This is a genomic window from Lysinibacillus sp. NPDC096212 (assembly GCF_044763105.1).
Classification (GTDB): Bacteria; Bacillota; Bacilli; order Bacillales_A; family Planococcaceae; genus Lysinibacillus.
This window is the reverse complement of the sequence record NZ_JBIWFQ010000004.1, coordinates 193,533-208,838: the sequence shown is the minus strand read 5'-3', so window position 1 is coordinate 208,838 and position 15,306 is coordinate 193,533. Positions and strand designations below refer to the sequence as shown.

Genomic DNA, 15,306 nt, shown 5'->3' with positions numbered 1-15,306 from the left:
GACTTCTAGCCTTCTGCAACATTTCTAGCAAAACTTCAGACCGCTTGAATTTCTGCTCTTTAATTTACAATCCAATACTTCCTGTTACTTTTTGTACCCTCAGCTTTCAACGGTAACTTTTGTAGTAATTTATAAGCTGTATTCGGCGAATCTATTGCAAAAAACTCACAAAAGCTTTTATTTGTTATCGTTTCGCCTACTAGCAATCGATAATCTTCAAGCGTCCTAAAAATTGCCTCTTGATCAACTGCTCCGCAACGCTGACAATACCATTTTGAGAAACGATAGTTCATTGTCTGTCCATTTAAACAACTTTCACATAGCACACCTTTTACTAAATCTCGGACAGGCAGTGCTATTTCTCTTTTGATTGGCCTATGCATGGATAATAATTTAGAAGCAAATTGAAATAACTTTTCTTCATCCACCCCCGCCTTTTTATGCTGTTGAAGCCATTCTCGAACATGATAACGTAAACCTGAAACATGAAAAATTGGTTGTCCCCTTAAACTCTTCGATAAAATAGCATTTTTCGTAGCCAATACGACAGCATAATGGACAGGAATCTCAAGCCGTGACTGATGCAACATTCCCATCATCCATTCCATATGTCGCCTCCCTTGATGAAATGGATTAGTCATTCCCTCGATATCCCCTTCAGCTGTAGTTCGTGTAAATTGATTAAAGGATTCATCGAAATCAAGAAAGCCTGTTACATTTTTAATTTCGAGTATCAATATAAATTGAGGACAAAGTAAAACGGTGTCTATTTGATGAGTAGTGCCAAAGTGATTAAGTATTTGTAAATCATGAAGAAAATAATGCTGATGATGTAAAATAATTTCAAGCCATTCGGCATCTACTCTTTGCTCACCAGCAAAGCCTGCGTGTATACGCCTCAACCTCTCAAAATAATTCATGTATTCAGTATGTGTGCTAGGTAATCTCCGTATCAAAGCATCTAAAATTTTGTGTTGCTCCGATTCCTGACGGTCTAATAAAATCATTGTTTCTTCACCCCCTATAACTATTGTATAAAAAAAGAACCTCATTAAAAGAGGTTCCAAAAAACTTGAAATACATATAATACAAATTAAATCTTTCATCAACTTTTTTAGATAGAAAGAACGGAAAAATTCCTACTATTCAGCTCTTGCTAGTATTTTTTTGCTCGCTTTCCGTCGATGTCAGCGTTCCTTCCGTCGATGCAGGAGTTCTTTCCGTCGCTTTGAGACTTCTTTCCGTCGGTCTGGCCTTGCTTTCCGTCGCCATTAATTCTATCCGTCGACTGGGGCTTTCTTTCCGTCGATGTCGCTGTTCTTTCCGTCGCTCGGAGACTTCTTTCCGTCGGTCTGGCCTTACTTTCCGTCGACGCTAATTTTATCCGTCGCCTCAGGCTTTCTTTCCGTCGATGTCGCTGTTCTTTCCGTCGCTTTGAGACTTCTTTCCGTCGGCCTGGCCTTGCTTTCCGTCGCCATTAATTCTATCCGTTGCCTCAGGCTTTCTTTCCGTCGATGCAGAAGTTCTTTCCGTCGATGCAGAAGTTCTTTCCGTCGCTCGGAGACTTCTTTCCGTCGGTGGGGCCTCGCTTTCCGTCGCTGCTATTTCGATCCGTCGCCCTGGGATTGCCATCCGTCGATGCAGGAGTTCCTTCCGTCGCTCTGAGACTTCTTTCCGCCGATGCAGAAGTTCTTTCCGTCGCTCGGAGACTTCTTTCCGTCGGTCTGGCCTTACTTTCCGTCGACGCTAATTTTATCCGTCGCCTCAGGCTTTCTTTCCGTCGGTCTGGCCTTGCTTTCCGTCGCCATTAATTCTATCCGTCGCCTCAGGCTTTCTTTCCGTCGATGTCGCTGTTCTTTCCGTCGCTTTGAGACTTCTTTCCGTCGGTCTGGCCTTGCTTTCCGTCGCCATTAATTCTATCCGTCGGCTCGGGCTTTCTTTCCGTCGATGCAGAAGTTCTTTCCGTCGCTCGGAGACTTCTTTCCGTCGGTGGGGCCTCGCTTTCCGTCGCCATTATTTCGATCTGTCGCCCTGGGATTGCCATCCGTCGATGCAGGAGTTCTTTCCGTCGCTCTGAGACTTCTTTCCGCCGATGCAGAAGTTCCTTCCGTCGCTCTGAGACTTCTTTCCGTCGGTGGGGCCTCGCTTTCCGTCGCCGCTATTTCGATCTGTCGCTCTGGGATTGCCATCCGTCGATGTAGGAGTTCTTTCCGTCGCTCGGAGACTTCTTTCCGTCGGTCTGGCCTTGCTTTCCGTCGCCATTAATTCTATCCGTCGCCTCAGGAAGTTCTTTCCGTCGCTCGGAGACTTCTTTCCGTCGGTGGGGCCTCGCTTTCCGTCGCTGCTATTTCGATCCGTCGCCCTGGGATTGCCATCCGTCGATGCAGGAGTTCCTTCCGTCGCTCTGAGACTTCTTTCCGTCGGTGGGGCCTCGCTTTCCGTCGCCGCTATTTCGATCTGTCGCCCTGGGATTGCCATCCGTCGATGCAGGGTTCTTTCCGTCGCTCTGAGACTTCTTTCCATAAAGCCTTTCAACATAAAAAAACAACTGAACAGCCAAAGCCATTCAGTCGTTTTTTCGTAGTAAATATAAAAAATAAGGTGCACCGATACATGCTACGACAATACCTGCTGGTACTGTTGCACTTGAAATAGCTACGCGGCCAATTGTATCCGCTAGCATTAGTAAGCTTGCACCGATAAACAATGTCAGGGGTAGAAAGAACTGGTAGCGTGGTCCGACAAGCTGTTTTGCAATATGTGGAGCCATGAGACCGATAAAGGCAATGCCTCCTGTGACCGATACAGCTGCCGCAGCTAGTGCTACAGAGACAACTAATAATTGTAAACGCTCTCGACCTATATTTAAGCCTAAGCCAACCGCCGTTTGTTCTGTCATCGCCAGTACGTTTAACACATTTGCTTTATAAAAAATAAATGGAATGCCTAGCACAAGCCAAGGCAATAAAGCCCAGAAGAATGGCCAATCTGTTCCCCAAATATTGCCCGCAAGCCATTGCGCGATAAATTGCACATCACTACGCTCAGCTGAGGAAATTAATATGATCATTACACCCGATAAGGCAGATGCTACACCTACTCCGACTAAAATGAGTTGGACCGGCTGCACACCTTCATTGCGCTTGTACGAGAAAAAGTAAATGCAGATTGCCGTTAATAAAGCGCTACAAAATCCTACAAGTGGTAACATATACGCAAAGTTAGGTAAGTCTCCATTGACAAGGAGATAAAAAAGGGTAATCCCAACACCTGCACCTGCATTAATCCCAATAATACCAGGGTCCGCTAAGTCATTACGGGTCACCCCCTGCAAAACGGCACCGGCTAAAGCTAACGCCATCCCTGCAGCTGCCAGCACAAACAATCTTGGCAAGCGAACAGAGAACAATACGAATGATTCTTTGAAGCTACCGTCTCCCATTAAAATCGGTAGTATGCGATCAATCGAAACCGAAGCTGCTCCCATTGAAATACCCATAACAAAAATTACTATTGTTAATAAGATCCAAACCAATAACCATCTACGTTGTTTTTTTCGCCCGACATTAAACAATCTGACGACCTCCCTTCCGAACAAGAAGTAAGAAGAACGGAAGGCCGATTATTGAAATAATGGCAACTACCGGAGTTTCATATGGAGCATTAATCATTCTACCTGCAAAATCCGCGGTCACCATAAACCATCCACCGATAATAGCACTCATCGGTAAGACAAATCGATAGTCTGTCCCTACAATTGCACGGACAATATGTGGCACCATTAAACCAACAAATGCTAGATTACCTACAAGTGCTACTGCGGAGCCTGCAAGAATTACAACGACAAACATCATAATTCCTTTAATAACGGCTGTATTTTGTCCTAATCCAACAGCCACTTCTTCATTTAAACTTAAAATGGTTAGCTGACGACTAAATGCAAACGCTACAATTAATCCGACCACAATAACCGGAGCAATTATTAAAGCTTGCCATGTAGTACCTATTAAACCACCACTCGTCCACATCGAAACATCTTTTGAAATTTGAAATAATATTCCCGTACCATCTGCTATTGCTTGTAATAAAGCGGAAACAGCTGCCCCAGCTAAAACTAACTTTAATGGAGAAAAGCCATTCTTAGTTGAAGCGCCAATACCATAGACAACAATCATCCCTACGCCCGCACCTACGAAACATGCAAAAATAAGCATATAATACGAGGAATTTGGGATGAATGCCATCGTCAATGCAAGTGCTGCATTCGCACCTGCTGTGAGGCCAAGAAGTCCCGGATCCGCTAACGGATTTCTAGTAACTCCTTGCATAATAGCCCCAGCAACTGCGAGTGCACTACCTACAAAAATAGCAGCAATAATACGAGGAAATCGAATTTCTCTTAAAATAGCATAATGCTTGCCACCGTCTTGTCCGACAATCGCTTGATAAACATCTTGAATGCTCGTATTTGCTGCGCCGATACAAAGTGAAATCGTAACTGTCACTGCTAATAAGATCAGTGAAAGCAACACCTGAAGCCAAAATGGGAAATGTCGAAACTTTATCATTTTCCTTCGCTACTCTCTACTGAAATTATTGTAAAAATTTCTTTTCAAAGAAATCTAGTTGATAATCTAAAGTGATTGGGTCATTAAAGTAAAATTCGTTGGCATTCACTTCAAATAAATGGCCATTTTTCTCAGCCTCTAAATCTTTAAACCACGCAGCATTTTTAATGGCGCTATCTTCGCCTTTAAATGTACTAAAAATCACATAGTCACCCGCGTAATCCCCTAATACCTCTTGAGAAATGGCTAAATAACCTGGTTTTAAAGCACCTTCCTTCACTTTCTCAGGCATTTTCAAGCCCATTTCTTGATATATAATTTCTGTGCCACGACCCCAGTTATCTCCATAAACATACAATTGTTTATTGAACATTTCTGCAACAGTAACGGTTGCATTTTCGCCGATTTTTTCTTTAATTTTTGTACCCGCTTCTGCGGCACGCTCTTTAAAATCTTTTACCCAACCGGTTGCTTCTTTTTCTTTATTAACAGCCTTACCGATTTCAATAAATTGTTGTAAATAATCTACTTTACCATAAGTAAATAATACAGTTGGTGCGATTTCTGCTAATTTATCCGCATTTTCAATACCATTTAAACCAATAATCAAATCTGGCTCAAGCTCGATAATTTTTTCGATATCCGTATTCTCAACAACTACTGCATCTTTAATATCATCTTGGAAGTTTGGATTATCTGCAGCCCATGAATCAACACCGACAACATTAACGCCAAGCTGTAGTAAATCCCCAACAAATGAAGATAACACAACTACACGTTTAGGGTTAGCTGGTACTTCAATAGGACCTGATTCTGATTGATACGTAATCGTTTCTGCAGATGTTTTATCTTTAGAGCCCTCTTCCGCCTTCTCTTCTTTATTGCCGCACGCTGCAAGCACTAGTACGACCATCATAAACATTGGTAATAGCCACTTTTTCATAAATATATCTCCTTTTACACTGTTTCTAGTAAGTTATATGTAATGCACATTGGCTTATCTGTTCGTGGATCTTTACCAATGACTGCATCAATATTAAACACTTTTTCTAATACTTCAGGTACCATGACTTCCTCTGCAGTACCAAACTTCACAAGCTCTCCTTTTGACAGCGCAACGATAAAATCTGAAAAACGGGCTGCCTGATTTAAATCATGTAGCACCATAACAATTGTGCGTCCCTCTTCTTCGTTAAGCTTGTAAAGTAATTCTAAAACCTCTAACTGATGGGCCATATCTAAATACGTTGTTGGCTCATCTAAAAAAATAATATCGGTCTCTTGCGCTAATGCCATCGCAATCCACACTCGTTGACGCTGTCCACCTGATAAGGCATCAACCGTGTTCTGACGAAAGTCATCCGTTTTAGTTACCTTTAAGGCCCAGTCAATCATTTCTTTATCCTTTTTCGATAAATTACCGAAGCCTTTTTGATATGGAAATCGACCGTAGGATACAAGTTCTTCTACTGTTAAACCATGTGCACTTTCCGGGCTTTGTGGTAAGATGGCGAGTTCTTTCGCCAATTCTTTTGTGTTCATCTCGGAAATATTTTGACCATCTAATATGACTTGTCCACTCTTATGCTTCAAAATCCTTGTAATGGCCTTTAAAAGTGTTGATTTGCCACAGCCATTGGAACCAATAATGGTCGTTATTTTACCGTCTGGAATTTGTAGCGATAAATCATGCACAATCGTTTTGTCCTCGTAGCCGATACGAATCGATTCAACTTGTAAACGCACAACATAACCTCTCTTTCCTTTTACTTCTTTCCATGCTATGATAACGAATAACCGATAATGATAATCATTATCACTAAAGTTAGTCTAGTTTTCCTATAAAGTTTTGTCAAATACTTTTTTATTATTTTTTAAGGATGTGGTGTTATAAATGCAACATTTATACGATGTAACAATTATTGGCGGTGGCCCCGCAGGTCTATATAGTGCCTTTTATAGTGGTTTACGAGGATTGAAGACGAAGTTAATTGAGAGTCAACATCAGCTTGGTGGTAAAGTTTTACTTTATCCTGAAAAGCTCATTTGGGATATTGGCGGACACCCTCCTGTGTTAGGCGAACAATTTGTAAAACAGTTGATTGCGCAGGCAAAAACTTTTGATCCAACCATTTTAACAGGTATGAAAGTCGATTTTATCGAGCGCCAAGATGAAATTTTTGTTCTACATACGGCGCAAGGAGATAAACATTATTCTAAAACCGTTCTTTTAGCAGTTGGTGGCGGAATTATTAACCCTCAAAAGCTTTCACTAGAAGGAGCAGAAAAATATGAAATGACTAATTTACACTATACAGTGCAATCTTATCGACACTTTGTGGACAAGGAAATTATTATTTCAGGAGGCGGAAATGCGGCTATTGATTGGGCAGTTGAACTTAGTCCTATCGCTAAAAATGTAACTGTAGTTTATCGGAAAGATAAGTTATCTGCGCATGAATCAACAATACAAGAAGCTTTAGATGCTGGTGTAAAGATTGAATGCCATACAACTATTTCAAAATTGACTGCTAATGCTGACAAAACAGCGATTCAATTAGTGACATGTGAAAACTCAAAAACAAAGCAAAGTTATACGCGTCAAATCGATGAAGTAATTGTTAGTCATGGCTATAACCGCGAAGCATCATTAGCATTGGATCAATCACTGACCATTCCTAAAAAAGATGATTACTATTTCGAAGGAAAAGCAACGGGAGAAACTGAGCAACCCGGTATTTTTGCAGCGGGTGATATTTTAGCATTTGAAGGGAAGATTCATCTCCTTTTAGGTACTTTCCAAGATGCAGCCAATGCCGTGAACTCTATTAAAACGTATTTAGAACCTACTGCCTATCGTCACGGGGTCGTGTCATCACATAATGAAGTGTTTAAAGAGAAAAATCGCTCTATTATTGAAAAGCACCTTAAATAATCATTAAAAACTAAATACAATGATTATTCAATCACAACAACCCCTCTTAAGAAAATTTACTCTTCAGAGGGGTTCTTAAGCCTTTCTTGCTATCTTTATAGGATGGACTTTAAAAGACCCATCGAAATAATCTACCTAAAGAAATTTAAAAATGCACCCATTTGCCTTAACATACCAACTCCATTTGTTATTGTTCCCGCATGGCCCATAATGGTATTTAAATGCTGTGGTAATCTTCCAAATCTAGAAGTTTGGGGTTGTTGATTAGGGTTAAAGAAAGGTTGCACCCTTCTACCTTGAATAGGAGGGCCAAAACCTTGTCTATATCTTGGTGGTAATGGTCTCATTCTAGAATTAGGCGGATAAAATGGCATCAATTCACCCCCTATCAAATATCTTTTTACTAGTATACGTCTGTATTTTTTTATTGTTTAGACTATCGGAGAAGTTGCTAAAAATATATATTGAAGCCCAATTATTTATCATTCTCTCCTTCCTTTCTGAAAGGTTCTTCATGACAACTCTGGAACCATACTTTTTTTAATTTCATATTATACAAAAATACGAATAAAGAAGGGATTCCGATTCAAAATTCAAAATATCTAGATTTTCTGTCCAAATTTGGCGTTGGCGGTGCGCATCCTGGTGGCATTAATCTAACTAAGGAAATATTCAAGGTAGAGAGCATTAACGAAAACTCCCGCATTTTGGATGCAGGGTGTGGTACAGGCCAAACTTCTGCCTATTTGGCGGAAACATATGAAGCAAAAGTAACTGGTATTGATATCAATCCTGAAATGGTCGCAAAGGCTAAAAAGAGAATGAAAAAAAATCACTTACCCGTTAAAATAATTCAATGCTCTATAGAACAAGTGCCGTTACCTGATCATACATTTGATTTTATTATTTCTGAATCTGTTCTTTCTTTTGTCAATAAACCTAATGCCCTGAAAGAAATTTTTCGTTTATTAAAAAAAGGTGGTCGGTTTATTGCCATTGAATTTACTATTCATCAACCACTTGAAGAAAAAATTGAAAAGGAAATCAAACAGTTTTATGGATTTGATTCTTGTTCAATGAAAAAGGATTGGGTAGCTTTGTTTAACCAGGCTGGTTTTAAAAATATTCGTATTCAAAAAAATAAATCAATCTTCTCCATTCCTGAGCTTCATCACTCGAAGGATATTGCACCTGAACTTTATGAGGTAATGGATAAACATTTTGAAATGAACTTAAAGTATGAAGGCGTTTTAGACTATAGAATTTATTCATGTACTAAATAGTGTGAGGATGTTATTTAACTTAACTGCTATGTAAATAAAAAAGAGCAGCAGACTCGTTCAACGACAAATCACCCACTTCAACATCCATTCTGTTCAACAATTTATAGCGGGAAATTAATCCTTTGTGCCATTTCCCGCTTCTTTCTTTTCCCTAGCCCCCCACTTAAAGTAAAAAAGAGCAAGATTTCCTCCTTAGTCATTCCTTTGCATGTATTTATCTTCATTAATCGTCACTGCATGAATGCCCTCAATAAAAGTATTGATTAAGATTAAAAAGCTTTTATTGATATCAAGTGGCATCCCAAATCCCCCCATTTGTTCAATAGAAGTGAATCCATGTAGAATACTTCGTAACCCTCTGACCATATGAATAGCAATTTCTTCTTGTAAATTATAGGCATCAAGCACTTGAAGTACAAGTTGCACGACAGCTTCTTGGGCTTGCTGAAGTTCTTGATCGTTAGTATCTGGAAAGCGAGTGCTTGCATCATACAACCCCGGATGCTCTCTAACAAATTGAATATATGCCTGACTAATTGCACGAACGGCATCATCACCTGAACGTCCTACTGCAGCTTGAAGCATATATTCATTTAATTTGTTTACGCCTTGAATAGCTAACTTCTGCTTCAATTCATTTAATCCATCAAGATGGTTATACAAGGAAGGTGGTCGTATTTCCAATTTTTCTGCTAATAGTCCAATTGAAAGTTGATCCAATCCTTGTTCATCAACTAGCTCCGTTGCCTTTTGTAAAATAATCGATATATCTATTTTCATTCGACGGGACATTTTTTTCACTTCCTATTTTGATTGTCTAAAATTTTTTTCTGCTTCTGCTATTGCTATGTCCAAAAGTTCCTGTGGTTGCTTCAACATCTTTCCGTGCCCCACAGCAAGTAAGCTTGGATTTAAATCCCTTAATTTTTTTGCGCTTATTAGAGCTGTGCTTTTATCCCATGTTGCTAGAGCAGGAAATGGAAACAACGGATTCATTACTCCCGATACTAGTAGTTTTCCTCTTGTTACGAGGGCATCACCCGCGATTAAACTTCTATTGCGTGTGTCGAAAAGTGTGATGGAACCAGGTGTATGACCTGGAGTTGCAATCACTTCTAATGAACCAACACAATCACCTTCTTCGAGTAATAAGTCCGGTTTAGTCTTAATATTTTTTGGAATACCTCCCCGAATGGGTGTGTTTTTTTCATTTGGAAGTAATGCACTATTTCCTTCCAATAACAAAGCATCTCTGGAAGAAATGCACACTTGACTATCTGGTAATAATTCTTTTAACGTGTCTAGCGCTCCTATATGATCACTATGTGCATGAGTAATGATGATTCTTGTAATCGGTTTACCAATACTTTCAGCCGCTTTTATTATACTTTTTGCACTATATGGTAAGGCTGCATCGATAAGTGTAAGCTCGCTTTCTTCTTCTACAATATAACAATTAACAGGAAAAATCCTTGGCATAAATGACAATTGAAACACTGTACCAATCTTCGTAATTTTCATTCTAAATCAAATCCCCTTTATCAACTAATCGTATTTCTATTTTAACTAATATGATTAGTTTTCGCAATATTTAAATTAAGGAAATTTAGATTTTGACTAAAATTCTCGTGCCTCGAAGGAAAGATTCCTGCTTTTCTAATACATTATTCTAAAAGTGACCGCTTCCTATTTTCCCTACCCAAAACACCATAGTGTTAATAAAAAGCATAACTGTTTTTTATTTCCCTTGCACTTGATAAACCATAAAATGACACCTGTCATAAAGAACCTTTGACTGGTGTGAATATGTTTTTCCCTTTCGTTTTCTTATCATAATTATAAGAAAACAAAGAAAGAGTGATTTTATGATGAAGGTTCAACAAAGATTACCCCTAATCGATATGTTACGGGGCTTTGCTGTATTAGGGACACTTGGCACAAATATTTGGATTTTTGCTTATCTTGGAGATATTTCGTATATCACAACGAGTAGTTTTTCAGGTTGGTGGTCATTGAACGACTTTTTACGAATGGCAGTCCTTTTTTTAGTAAACGGTAAACTCCTTGGTTTATTAACAATCATGTTTGGTGTAGGTCTAGAATTAAAATATCAGCAAGCTTTGCGAAAAGGAAATGCTTGGCCAGGCATGTATATTTGGACGATAGTCTTTTTATTTATGGAGGGGCTTATCCACTTCACCTTAGTTATGGAATATGATATTTTAATGAGCTATGCTGTGACAGCCGTCATCGTTGCTTTTATCGTTAAATTTGGTGATAGAGCGATTAAACGTGCTTTATACGTTTTTGGTAGTTTCCACGCACTGACGATTCTGCTTATTTTAGTTAGTGCATTGCTAGGTGCCATCAATGTTTCCCTTGCTGGACTCGATCCAGTCGTCAGTCTTTATGAAAATGGAACTTGGCTTGAGCAAATACAATATCGTTTAACAAATTTTCTTTATTATAGAACAGAAGCTATTTTTATTATTCCAATGAATATCTTTTTATTTTTACTTGGCGTAAAACTGATGAGGAATGGTGTATTTTCACAAGATGACAAAGGTCGTCAAGCGCGTCAAAAACTATTCAAAATCGGTATTTTTATTGGGATACCTTTAAATCTCCTGATCTTTATTCCTGGAGGAGCATTTGATTTACCTGTACGTTATTTATTCGCACCAATTCTATCAATTGGTTATATTGGTATTTTAGGTAAAATGATAGAATATAAGAAGCTTGATTGGTTATGGAAGAGATTTGGCGAGATTGGGAAAATGTCTTTAAGTTGCTATGTGCTTCAAAACGTTATTGCATCTATTATTTTCTATGGCTGGGGCTTAGGTTTAGGTGGAAAATTGAATAGCATTGAAGTTATCAGCATTTGGCTAACCCTCTCCTTTCTACAACTTTTCATGGCACATATTTGTATCAAGCATTTTCATGTTGGGCCAATGGAATGGATTCGGAAACACGCCATTCAAAGTGTCACACAGAAATAATCGACAAGGGTTGGTGTGAACTATAAAGATTTATCCAAGAGACCAGGTAAAGTACTATTTAATTATCGATGTTGTATCGCTTGTTTTTTTATTTACAATGGTATTGAGTTCGAATTCTCCAATACCGTTAATGGCTAAAATAATTATCCTTATGTTATTTTTAGTAGCCTTCTATATTGCTTTATGGTTTAAAGATTGGCGTTTACTGTTAGCTTCTTTACTAGGCTTTACGCTTATTATCATATTGGGTATTTATGAAGGTTCTTCTATGTTAGTTTTTGGATTTATTTTTGCTGATTTAATTGGGAGAGCTAAAAAGAAATGGCATATTGCTATTGGAATGATTGCGATTGCCTTTATGTTTTTAATAGTTATTTGGTTTGAATCAGGAGCATCTTTCAAATTACAATCCCAAGCAATAATACCTATTATGATCATTCAGCTACTGTTTCCAATGCTAATTTACTACGTAGAAAAATCAAAAAAATTACAATCAAAATTAACAGAGGTAAATACCCAGCTTGTTCAGCAAGAAGAAAGACAACGTATTGCGAGAGACCTCCACGATACGCTTGGTCATACATTGACAATGATTAAAATAAAAACCGAACTAACATCAAAATTAGTCGATAAAGATACAATGCGTGTTAAAGATGAGCTAAATGATATTTTAGCAACAGCACGAACAGCACTAAAGCAAGTAAGAGAATTAGTCTCCGATATGAATTTTATTTCGTTAGAAAGTGAACTTATACATTGTAAGCAGCATTTACAAACAGCGGATATTTCCATAAAAATAAAAAATAACTGTCCAAAGCTGCTACTAGCTAGTGTGGAGGAAACGATGCTGTCCTTATGTCTTCGGGAAGCAGCTACAAATATTATTAAACATAGTCAAGCAAAAAAATGCCAAATAGATATCAACTATATTAATGGAATTTTAAAGATAAACGTTGTTGACGATGGTGTCGGCTTACATATCCAAGGGCATGGGAATGGACTTTCATCGATGAAAGAAAGAATGAATGCCCTTCAAGGAAATGCTTCCATTGGCAACTTACCGACAGGCGGAACGATTGTGACCTTAACACTGCCTAACCAACACTATAAAAAGGAGCCAACTTCATGATAAGAGTATTACTAGCTGAGGATCAACAAATGTTACGTGGCGCCATGACTTCCTTGTTGTCGTTTGAGCCTGATATAAAAGTGATCGCGGAAGTTTCAGATGGTCAAACAGCGTGGGAATATATTCAACAAGAGCTACCCGATGTTTGTGTATTGGACATTGAAATGCCGAATCTTACTGGTCTTGAACTTGCTGAAAAAATAAGACAGGCAAATTTACCGTGCAAGGTGATGATTGTCACTACCTTTGCACGCCCTGGCTATTTACAAAAAGCGATGGATTGTGAGGTACAAGGTTATTTATTAAAAGATGAGCCGATCGACTATTTAATTGAAACAATAAGAAAAGTGATGAATGGTGAAAAAGTAGTTAGTAGAGATCTAGCTGCAACGTTATTTATGAAAGAACAGAATCCATTAAATGAACGCGAAATTGCTGTTCTGCAACTTGTAAAAGAAGGGCTCACAACAAATGAGATTAGTAAAAAGTTATTTTTAACGAAAGGCACTATCCGAAACTATTTATCAACCTCTATTCAAAAGCTCCATGTTGAATCTAGACAACAAGCTGTTCAAGTCGCCAGTGATAAAGGGTGGCTTTAGAACAAGAAAAGCGATACTATATTCCTTGATACAGTATCGCTTAGCATTTTAATCAACTACTTTTTTATTTTTAGACACTAAATTTATAATTATTTCAACGAGTACGACAGCAATTAAGGAAAGCCCAAATAGTGGCATCAGTATACCTAAAATAATCATGAAAATGATAAAAGGAATGGATACCTTTTGAGAGATTTTAGGTGGTGCAGATAGCATACCTTGTTTCTTTCGTAGTAGCCATGTTCTAACTCCCCAAACTATAACTACTAAAAATGCTAGACATACTAGTAAATTTATTAATTTATTTGGCCAGCCAAACAAATGACCTTCATGTAAAGGAATTCCCCATGTGAACCATTTGGCAAGAATGCCATAGTCCTCATATCCAACCTTGTCTATAAATTTTCCGCTATATTGATCGAAATACATTGTCGTTTCATCATATGGACTAACATCAAGACCTGTGACACCAGTGTTACTAGATTTTGCAACTGTATAGACACCGTCTTCACTAGTAGGATAAATAATAGCGTAAGGTTTTGATATATTCATTGCATCAATTTCATGTTCTAGCTTTTCCACACTTAGTTGGTTAGGGTTAGCAACATAGCCCATATTAGCCCCCATACCATGATGTGCTGCATGTCCTGAATCTGACGATGGAGGGGTTTCTTGACGAGTAGCCCAAGGAATCTCACTAACATCAGATGTAGGCGGCTGCTGCTGCAATAATGGCGTGCCGAAAGAAGGATGATCTTGTGAAGCTTGATAAATATATTTCCCCATAAACGCAGACCATGGTAAACCTGTGAAAATAATAACAAGCATTGGAATTGTAATAATTGTCCCAACAAGAGCATGGAATTTTCTACTCTTTTGACGTTTGTTCGTCTGCTTTGTTTTCTTTAGTAGTTTTGCTTTAAACGTCATGTAAATGCCTGAAAGTAGTAAAAAAATAGCCCAGCACGCAGCTAATTCTACTAAATAATTGACAACCGTTCCCCCAATAAATAAGGAACTATGGGCATTTCTCATAATATTTGCAAATGTGTAATCAGCATCTTGACCACCGATAATTTGGTTATGATCATCTAAAAACACATATTTCTCTTTGCCATCTGCATTCTTCATCGATAAACGAGTATTGTATGGCTCTTCTAACTCAATAATTTTATTTGTTTTATAGCCAGCATATGATTCTTCTGCAAGTTTAACAGCATCATCGATAGATTGTATCTCGGTTTTTCCACTTTCACCAAAAAAGTATTTATCATATAACTGATTTTCAACATTGGTATAAAATAAAAAACCTATACCACTTAATGTTAGTGAAATAAGAAGTGGAGTAATAAATAACGCGGCATAAAAGTGCGTTCGCCAAAAGCTCTGATAAAGCGTGTTCTTCATGTCTAATTCTCCAATCTATAATAATAAGCGCAAAATTATTATATAGTTAAAAAGTGAAATAAGTATGAAGTCCCAGAGTTTTTTTTATGACAAATATATGTATTCCTATTGAGATAATTAGATTAAAAGCTTGTTTTTATAGAAAAAGGCTACATAATGTCCCCATAAAGAGGTGAACATTAAGTAGCCTTTTAACTTTGGTGAAGACTAATAATCAGTGGGGATAATACGCCCCACTGATTAAAGTTTCACTTTATCCCGCTTTAACGGGCAGTAATTTATCTGTTCCGAAAGCGTGGCTTCAGGTAAAAGATTTAAAACCTTAAATTAGCAAAGAGAAGATGTTTGGTGCGGGATTAACTGCCCGTAAAAGCCCGATT

Annotated in this window: 14 protein-coding genes; 5 read left to right on the top strand and 9 right to left on the bottom strand. The window is 38.2% G+C overall.

The window, feature by feature from the left end; translation table 11 throughout:
• Nucleotides 1–59: 59 nt before the first annotated feature.
• The 5 genes from ACIQ7T_RS05925 to ACIQ7T_RS05905 form a co-directional block, all read right to left on the bottom strand.
• Nucleotides 60–1,007, bottom strand: a complete 948-nt coding sequence (locus ACIQ7T_RS05925; RefSeq protein WP_402869129.1) for a nuclease-related domain-containing protein — start codon at nt 1,005–1,007, stop codon at nt 60–62.
• Nucleotides 1,008–2,566: 1,559 nt separating this feature from the next.
• Nucleotides 2,567–3,574 carry a FecCD family ABC transporter permease gene (locus ACIQ7T_RS05920; RefSeq protein WP_402869127.1) on the bottom strand — a complete coding sequence of 336 codons (1,008 nt, stop codon included), beginning with the start codon at nt 3,572–3,574 and terminating at the stop codon, nt 2,567–2,569.
• Nucleotides 3,567–4,568 carry a FecCD family ABC transporter permease gene (locus tag ACIQ7T_RS05915; RefSeq protein ID WP_402869125.1) on the bottom strand — a complete coding sequence of 334 codons (1,002 nt, stop codon included), beginning with the start codon at nt 4,566–4,568 and terminating at the stop codon, nt 3,567–3,569. Before ACIQ7T_RS05915 ends, ACIQ7T_RS05920 begins: the two co-directional genes overlap by 8 nt.
• 25 nt (nt 4,569–4,593) lie before the next feature.
• Nucleotides 4,594–5,511, bottom strand: a complete 918-nt coding sequence (locus tag ACIQ7T_RS05910; RefSeq protein ID WP_402869124.1) for an iron-hydroxamate ABC transporter substrate-binding protein — start codon at nt 5,509–5,511, stop codon at nt 4,594–4,596.
• A 14-nt stretch (nt 5,512–5,525) separates the two neighbouring features.
• Nucleotides 5,526–6,314 carry an ABC transporter ATP-binding protein gene (locus tag ACIQ7T_RS05905; protein WP_402869122.1) on the bottom strand — a complete coding sequence of 263 codons (789 nt, stop codon included), beginning with the start codon at nt 6,312–6,314 and terminating at the stop codon, nt 5,526–5,528.
• A 148-nt stretch (nt 6,315–6,462) separates the two neighbouring features.
• Here ACIQ7T_RS05905 and ACIQ7T_RS05900 point away from each other — a divergent pair, with 148 nt between their 5' ends.
• Complete coding sequence (locus ACIQ7T_RS05900) at nt 6,463–7,503, top strand: NAD(P)/FAD-dependent oxidoreductase (protein ID WP_370077648.1); 1,041 nt, start codon at nt 6,463–6,465, stop codon at nt 7,501–7,503.
• A gap of 131 nt (nt 7,504–7,634) precedes the next feature.
• On the opposite strand, the gene ACIQ7T_RS05895 is transcribed toward ACIQ7T_RS05900, so the two are convergent.
• Entirely contained in the window at nt 7,635–7,877 is a 243-nt protein-coding gene (locus tag ACIQ7T_RS05895) for a hypothetical protein (protein WP_370077646.1), read from the bottom strand.
• Nucleotides 7,878–8,051: 174 nt separating this feature from the next.
• On the opposite strand from ACIQ7T_RS05895, the gene ACIQ7T_RS05890 reads away from it, so the two are divergent.
• Nucleotides 8,052–8,786 (top strand): class I SAM-dependent methyltransferase, encoded by a 735-nt coding sequence (locus tag ACIQ7T_RS05890; protein WP_402869234.1) that lies wholly within the window; start codon nt 8,052–8,054, stop codon nt 8,784–8,786.
• A gap of 192 nt (nt 8,787–8,978) precedes the next feature.
• Here the strand turns inward: ACIQ7T_RS05890 and ACIQ7T_RS05885 are convergent, their stop codons facing one another.
• Together ACIQ7T_RS05885 and ACIQ7T_RS05880 are read right to left on the bottom strand one after the other, a co-directional pair.
• A complete protein-coding gene (locus tag ACIQ7T_RS05885; protein ID WP_402869120.1) occupies nt 8,979–9,578 on the bottom strand; it encodes a TetR/AcrR family transcriptional regulator in 600 nt (199 codons plus the stop codon).
• Between the two features lie 12 nt (nt 9,579–9,590).
• Nucleotides 9,591–10,307: an MBL fold metallo-hydrolase gene (locus tag ACIQ7T_RS05880; RefSeq protein ID WP_370077643.1), complete on the bottom strand. Its 717-nt coding sequence runs from the start codon at nt 10,305–10,307 to the stop codon at nt 9,591–9,593.
• A 347-nt stretch (nt 10,308–10,654) separates the two neighbouring features.
• Between ACIQ7T_RS05880 and ACIQ7T_RS05875 the strand changes: the two genes are divergently transcribed.
• From ACIQ7T_RS05875 to ACIQ7T_RS05865, 3 genes are all read left to right on the top strand, one after another.
• Nucleotides 10,655–11,788, top strand: a complete 1,134-nt coding sequence (locus tag ACIQ7T_RS05875; protein WP_370077687.1) for a DUF418 domain-containing protein — start codon at nt 10,655–10,657, stop codon at nt 11,786–11,788.
• 97 nt (nt 11,789–11,885) lie between these two features.
• Entirely contained in the window at nt 11,886–12,917 is a 1,032-nt protein-coding gene (locus tag ACIQ7T_RS05870) for a histidine kinase (protein ID WP_402869118.1), read from the top strand.
• Nucleotides 12,914–13,519, top strand: coding sequence for a response regulator transcription factor (locus ACIQ7T_RS05865; RefSeq protein WP_370077639.1), 606 nt, complete (start codon nt 12,914–12,916; stop codon nt 13,517–13,519). Before ACIQ7T_RS05870 ends, ACIQ7T_RS05865 begins: the two co-directional genes overlap by 4 nt.
• A gap of 48 nt (nt 13,520–13,567) precedes the next feature.
• On the opposite strand, the gene ACIQ7T_RS05860 is transcribed toward ACIQ7T_RS05865, so the two are convergent.
• Entirely contained in the window at nt 13,568–14,926 is a 1,359-nt protein-coding gene (locus ACIQ7T_RS05860) for a PepSY-associated TM helix domain-containing protein (RefSeq protein ID WP_370077637.1), read from the bottom strand.
• Between the last annotated feature and the right edge of the window lie 380 nt (nt 14,927–15,306).

Excerpts from the sequence above, each read along its gene's own strand:
- ACIQ7T_RS05925 (WP_402869129.1), bottom strand. The coding sequence starts at position 1,007 with ATGATTTTATTAGACCGTCAGGAATCGGAGCAACACAAAATTTTAGAT.
- ACIQ7T_RS05915 (WP_402869125.1), bottom strand. The coding sequence starts at position 4,568 with ATGATAAAGTTTCGACATTTCCCATTTTGGCTTCAGGTGTTGCTTTCA.
- ACIQ7T_RS05910 (WP_402869124.1), bottom strand. The coding sequence starts at position 5,511 with ATGAAAAAGTGGCTATTACCAATGTTTATGATGGTCGTACTAGTGCTT.
- ACIQ7T_RS05900 (WP_370077648.1), top strand. The coding sequence starts at position 6,463 with ATGCAACATTTATACGATGTAACAATTATTGGCGGTGGCCCCGCAGGT.
- ACIQ7T_RS05895 (WP_370077646.1), bottom strand. The coding sequence starts at position 7,877 with ATGCCATTTTATCCGCCTAATTCTAGAATGAGACCATTACCACCAAGA.
- ACIQ7T_RS05885 (WP_402869120.1), bottom strand. The coding sequence starts at position 9,578 with ATGTCCCGTCGAATGAAAATAGATATATCGATTATTTTACAAAAGGCA.
- ACIQ7T_RS05880 (WP_370077643.1), bottom strand. The coding sequence starts at position 10,307 with ATGAAAATTACGAAGATTGGTACAGTGTTTCAATTGTCATTTATGCCA.
- ACIQ7T_RS05875 (WP_370077687.1), top strand. The coding sequence starts at position 10,655 with ATGAAGGTTCAACAAAGATTACCCCTAATCGATATGTTACGGGGCTTT.
- ACIQ7T_RS05870 (WP_402869118.1), top strand. The coding sequence starts at position 11,886 with ATGGTATTGAGTTCGAATTCTCCAATACCGTTAATGGCTAAAATAATT.
- ACIQ7T_RS05865 (WP_370077639.1), top strand. The coding sequence starts at position 12,914 with ATGATAAGAGTATTACTAGCTGAGGATCAACAAATGTTACGTGGCGCC.
- ACIQ7T_RS05860 (WP_370077637.1), bottom strand. The coding sequence starts at position 14,926 with ATGAAGAACACGCTTTATCAGAGCTTTTGGCGAACGCACTTTTATGCC.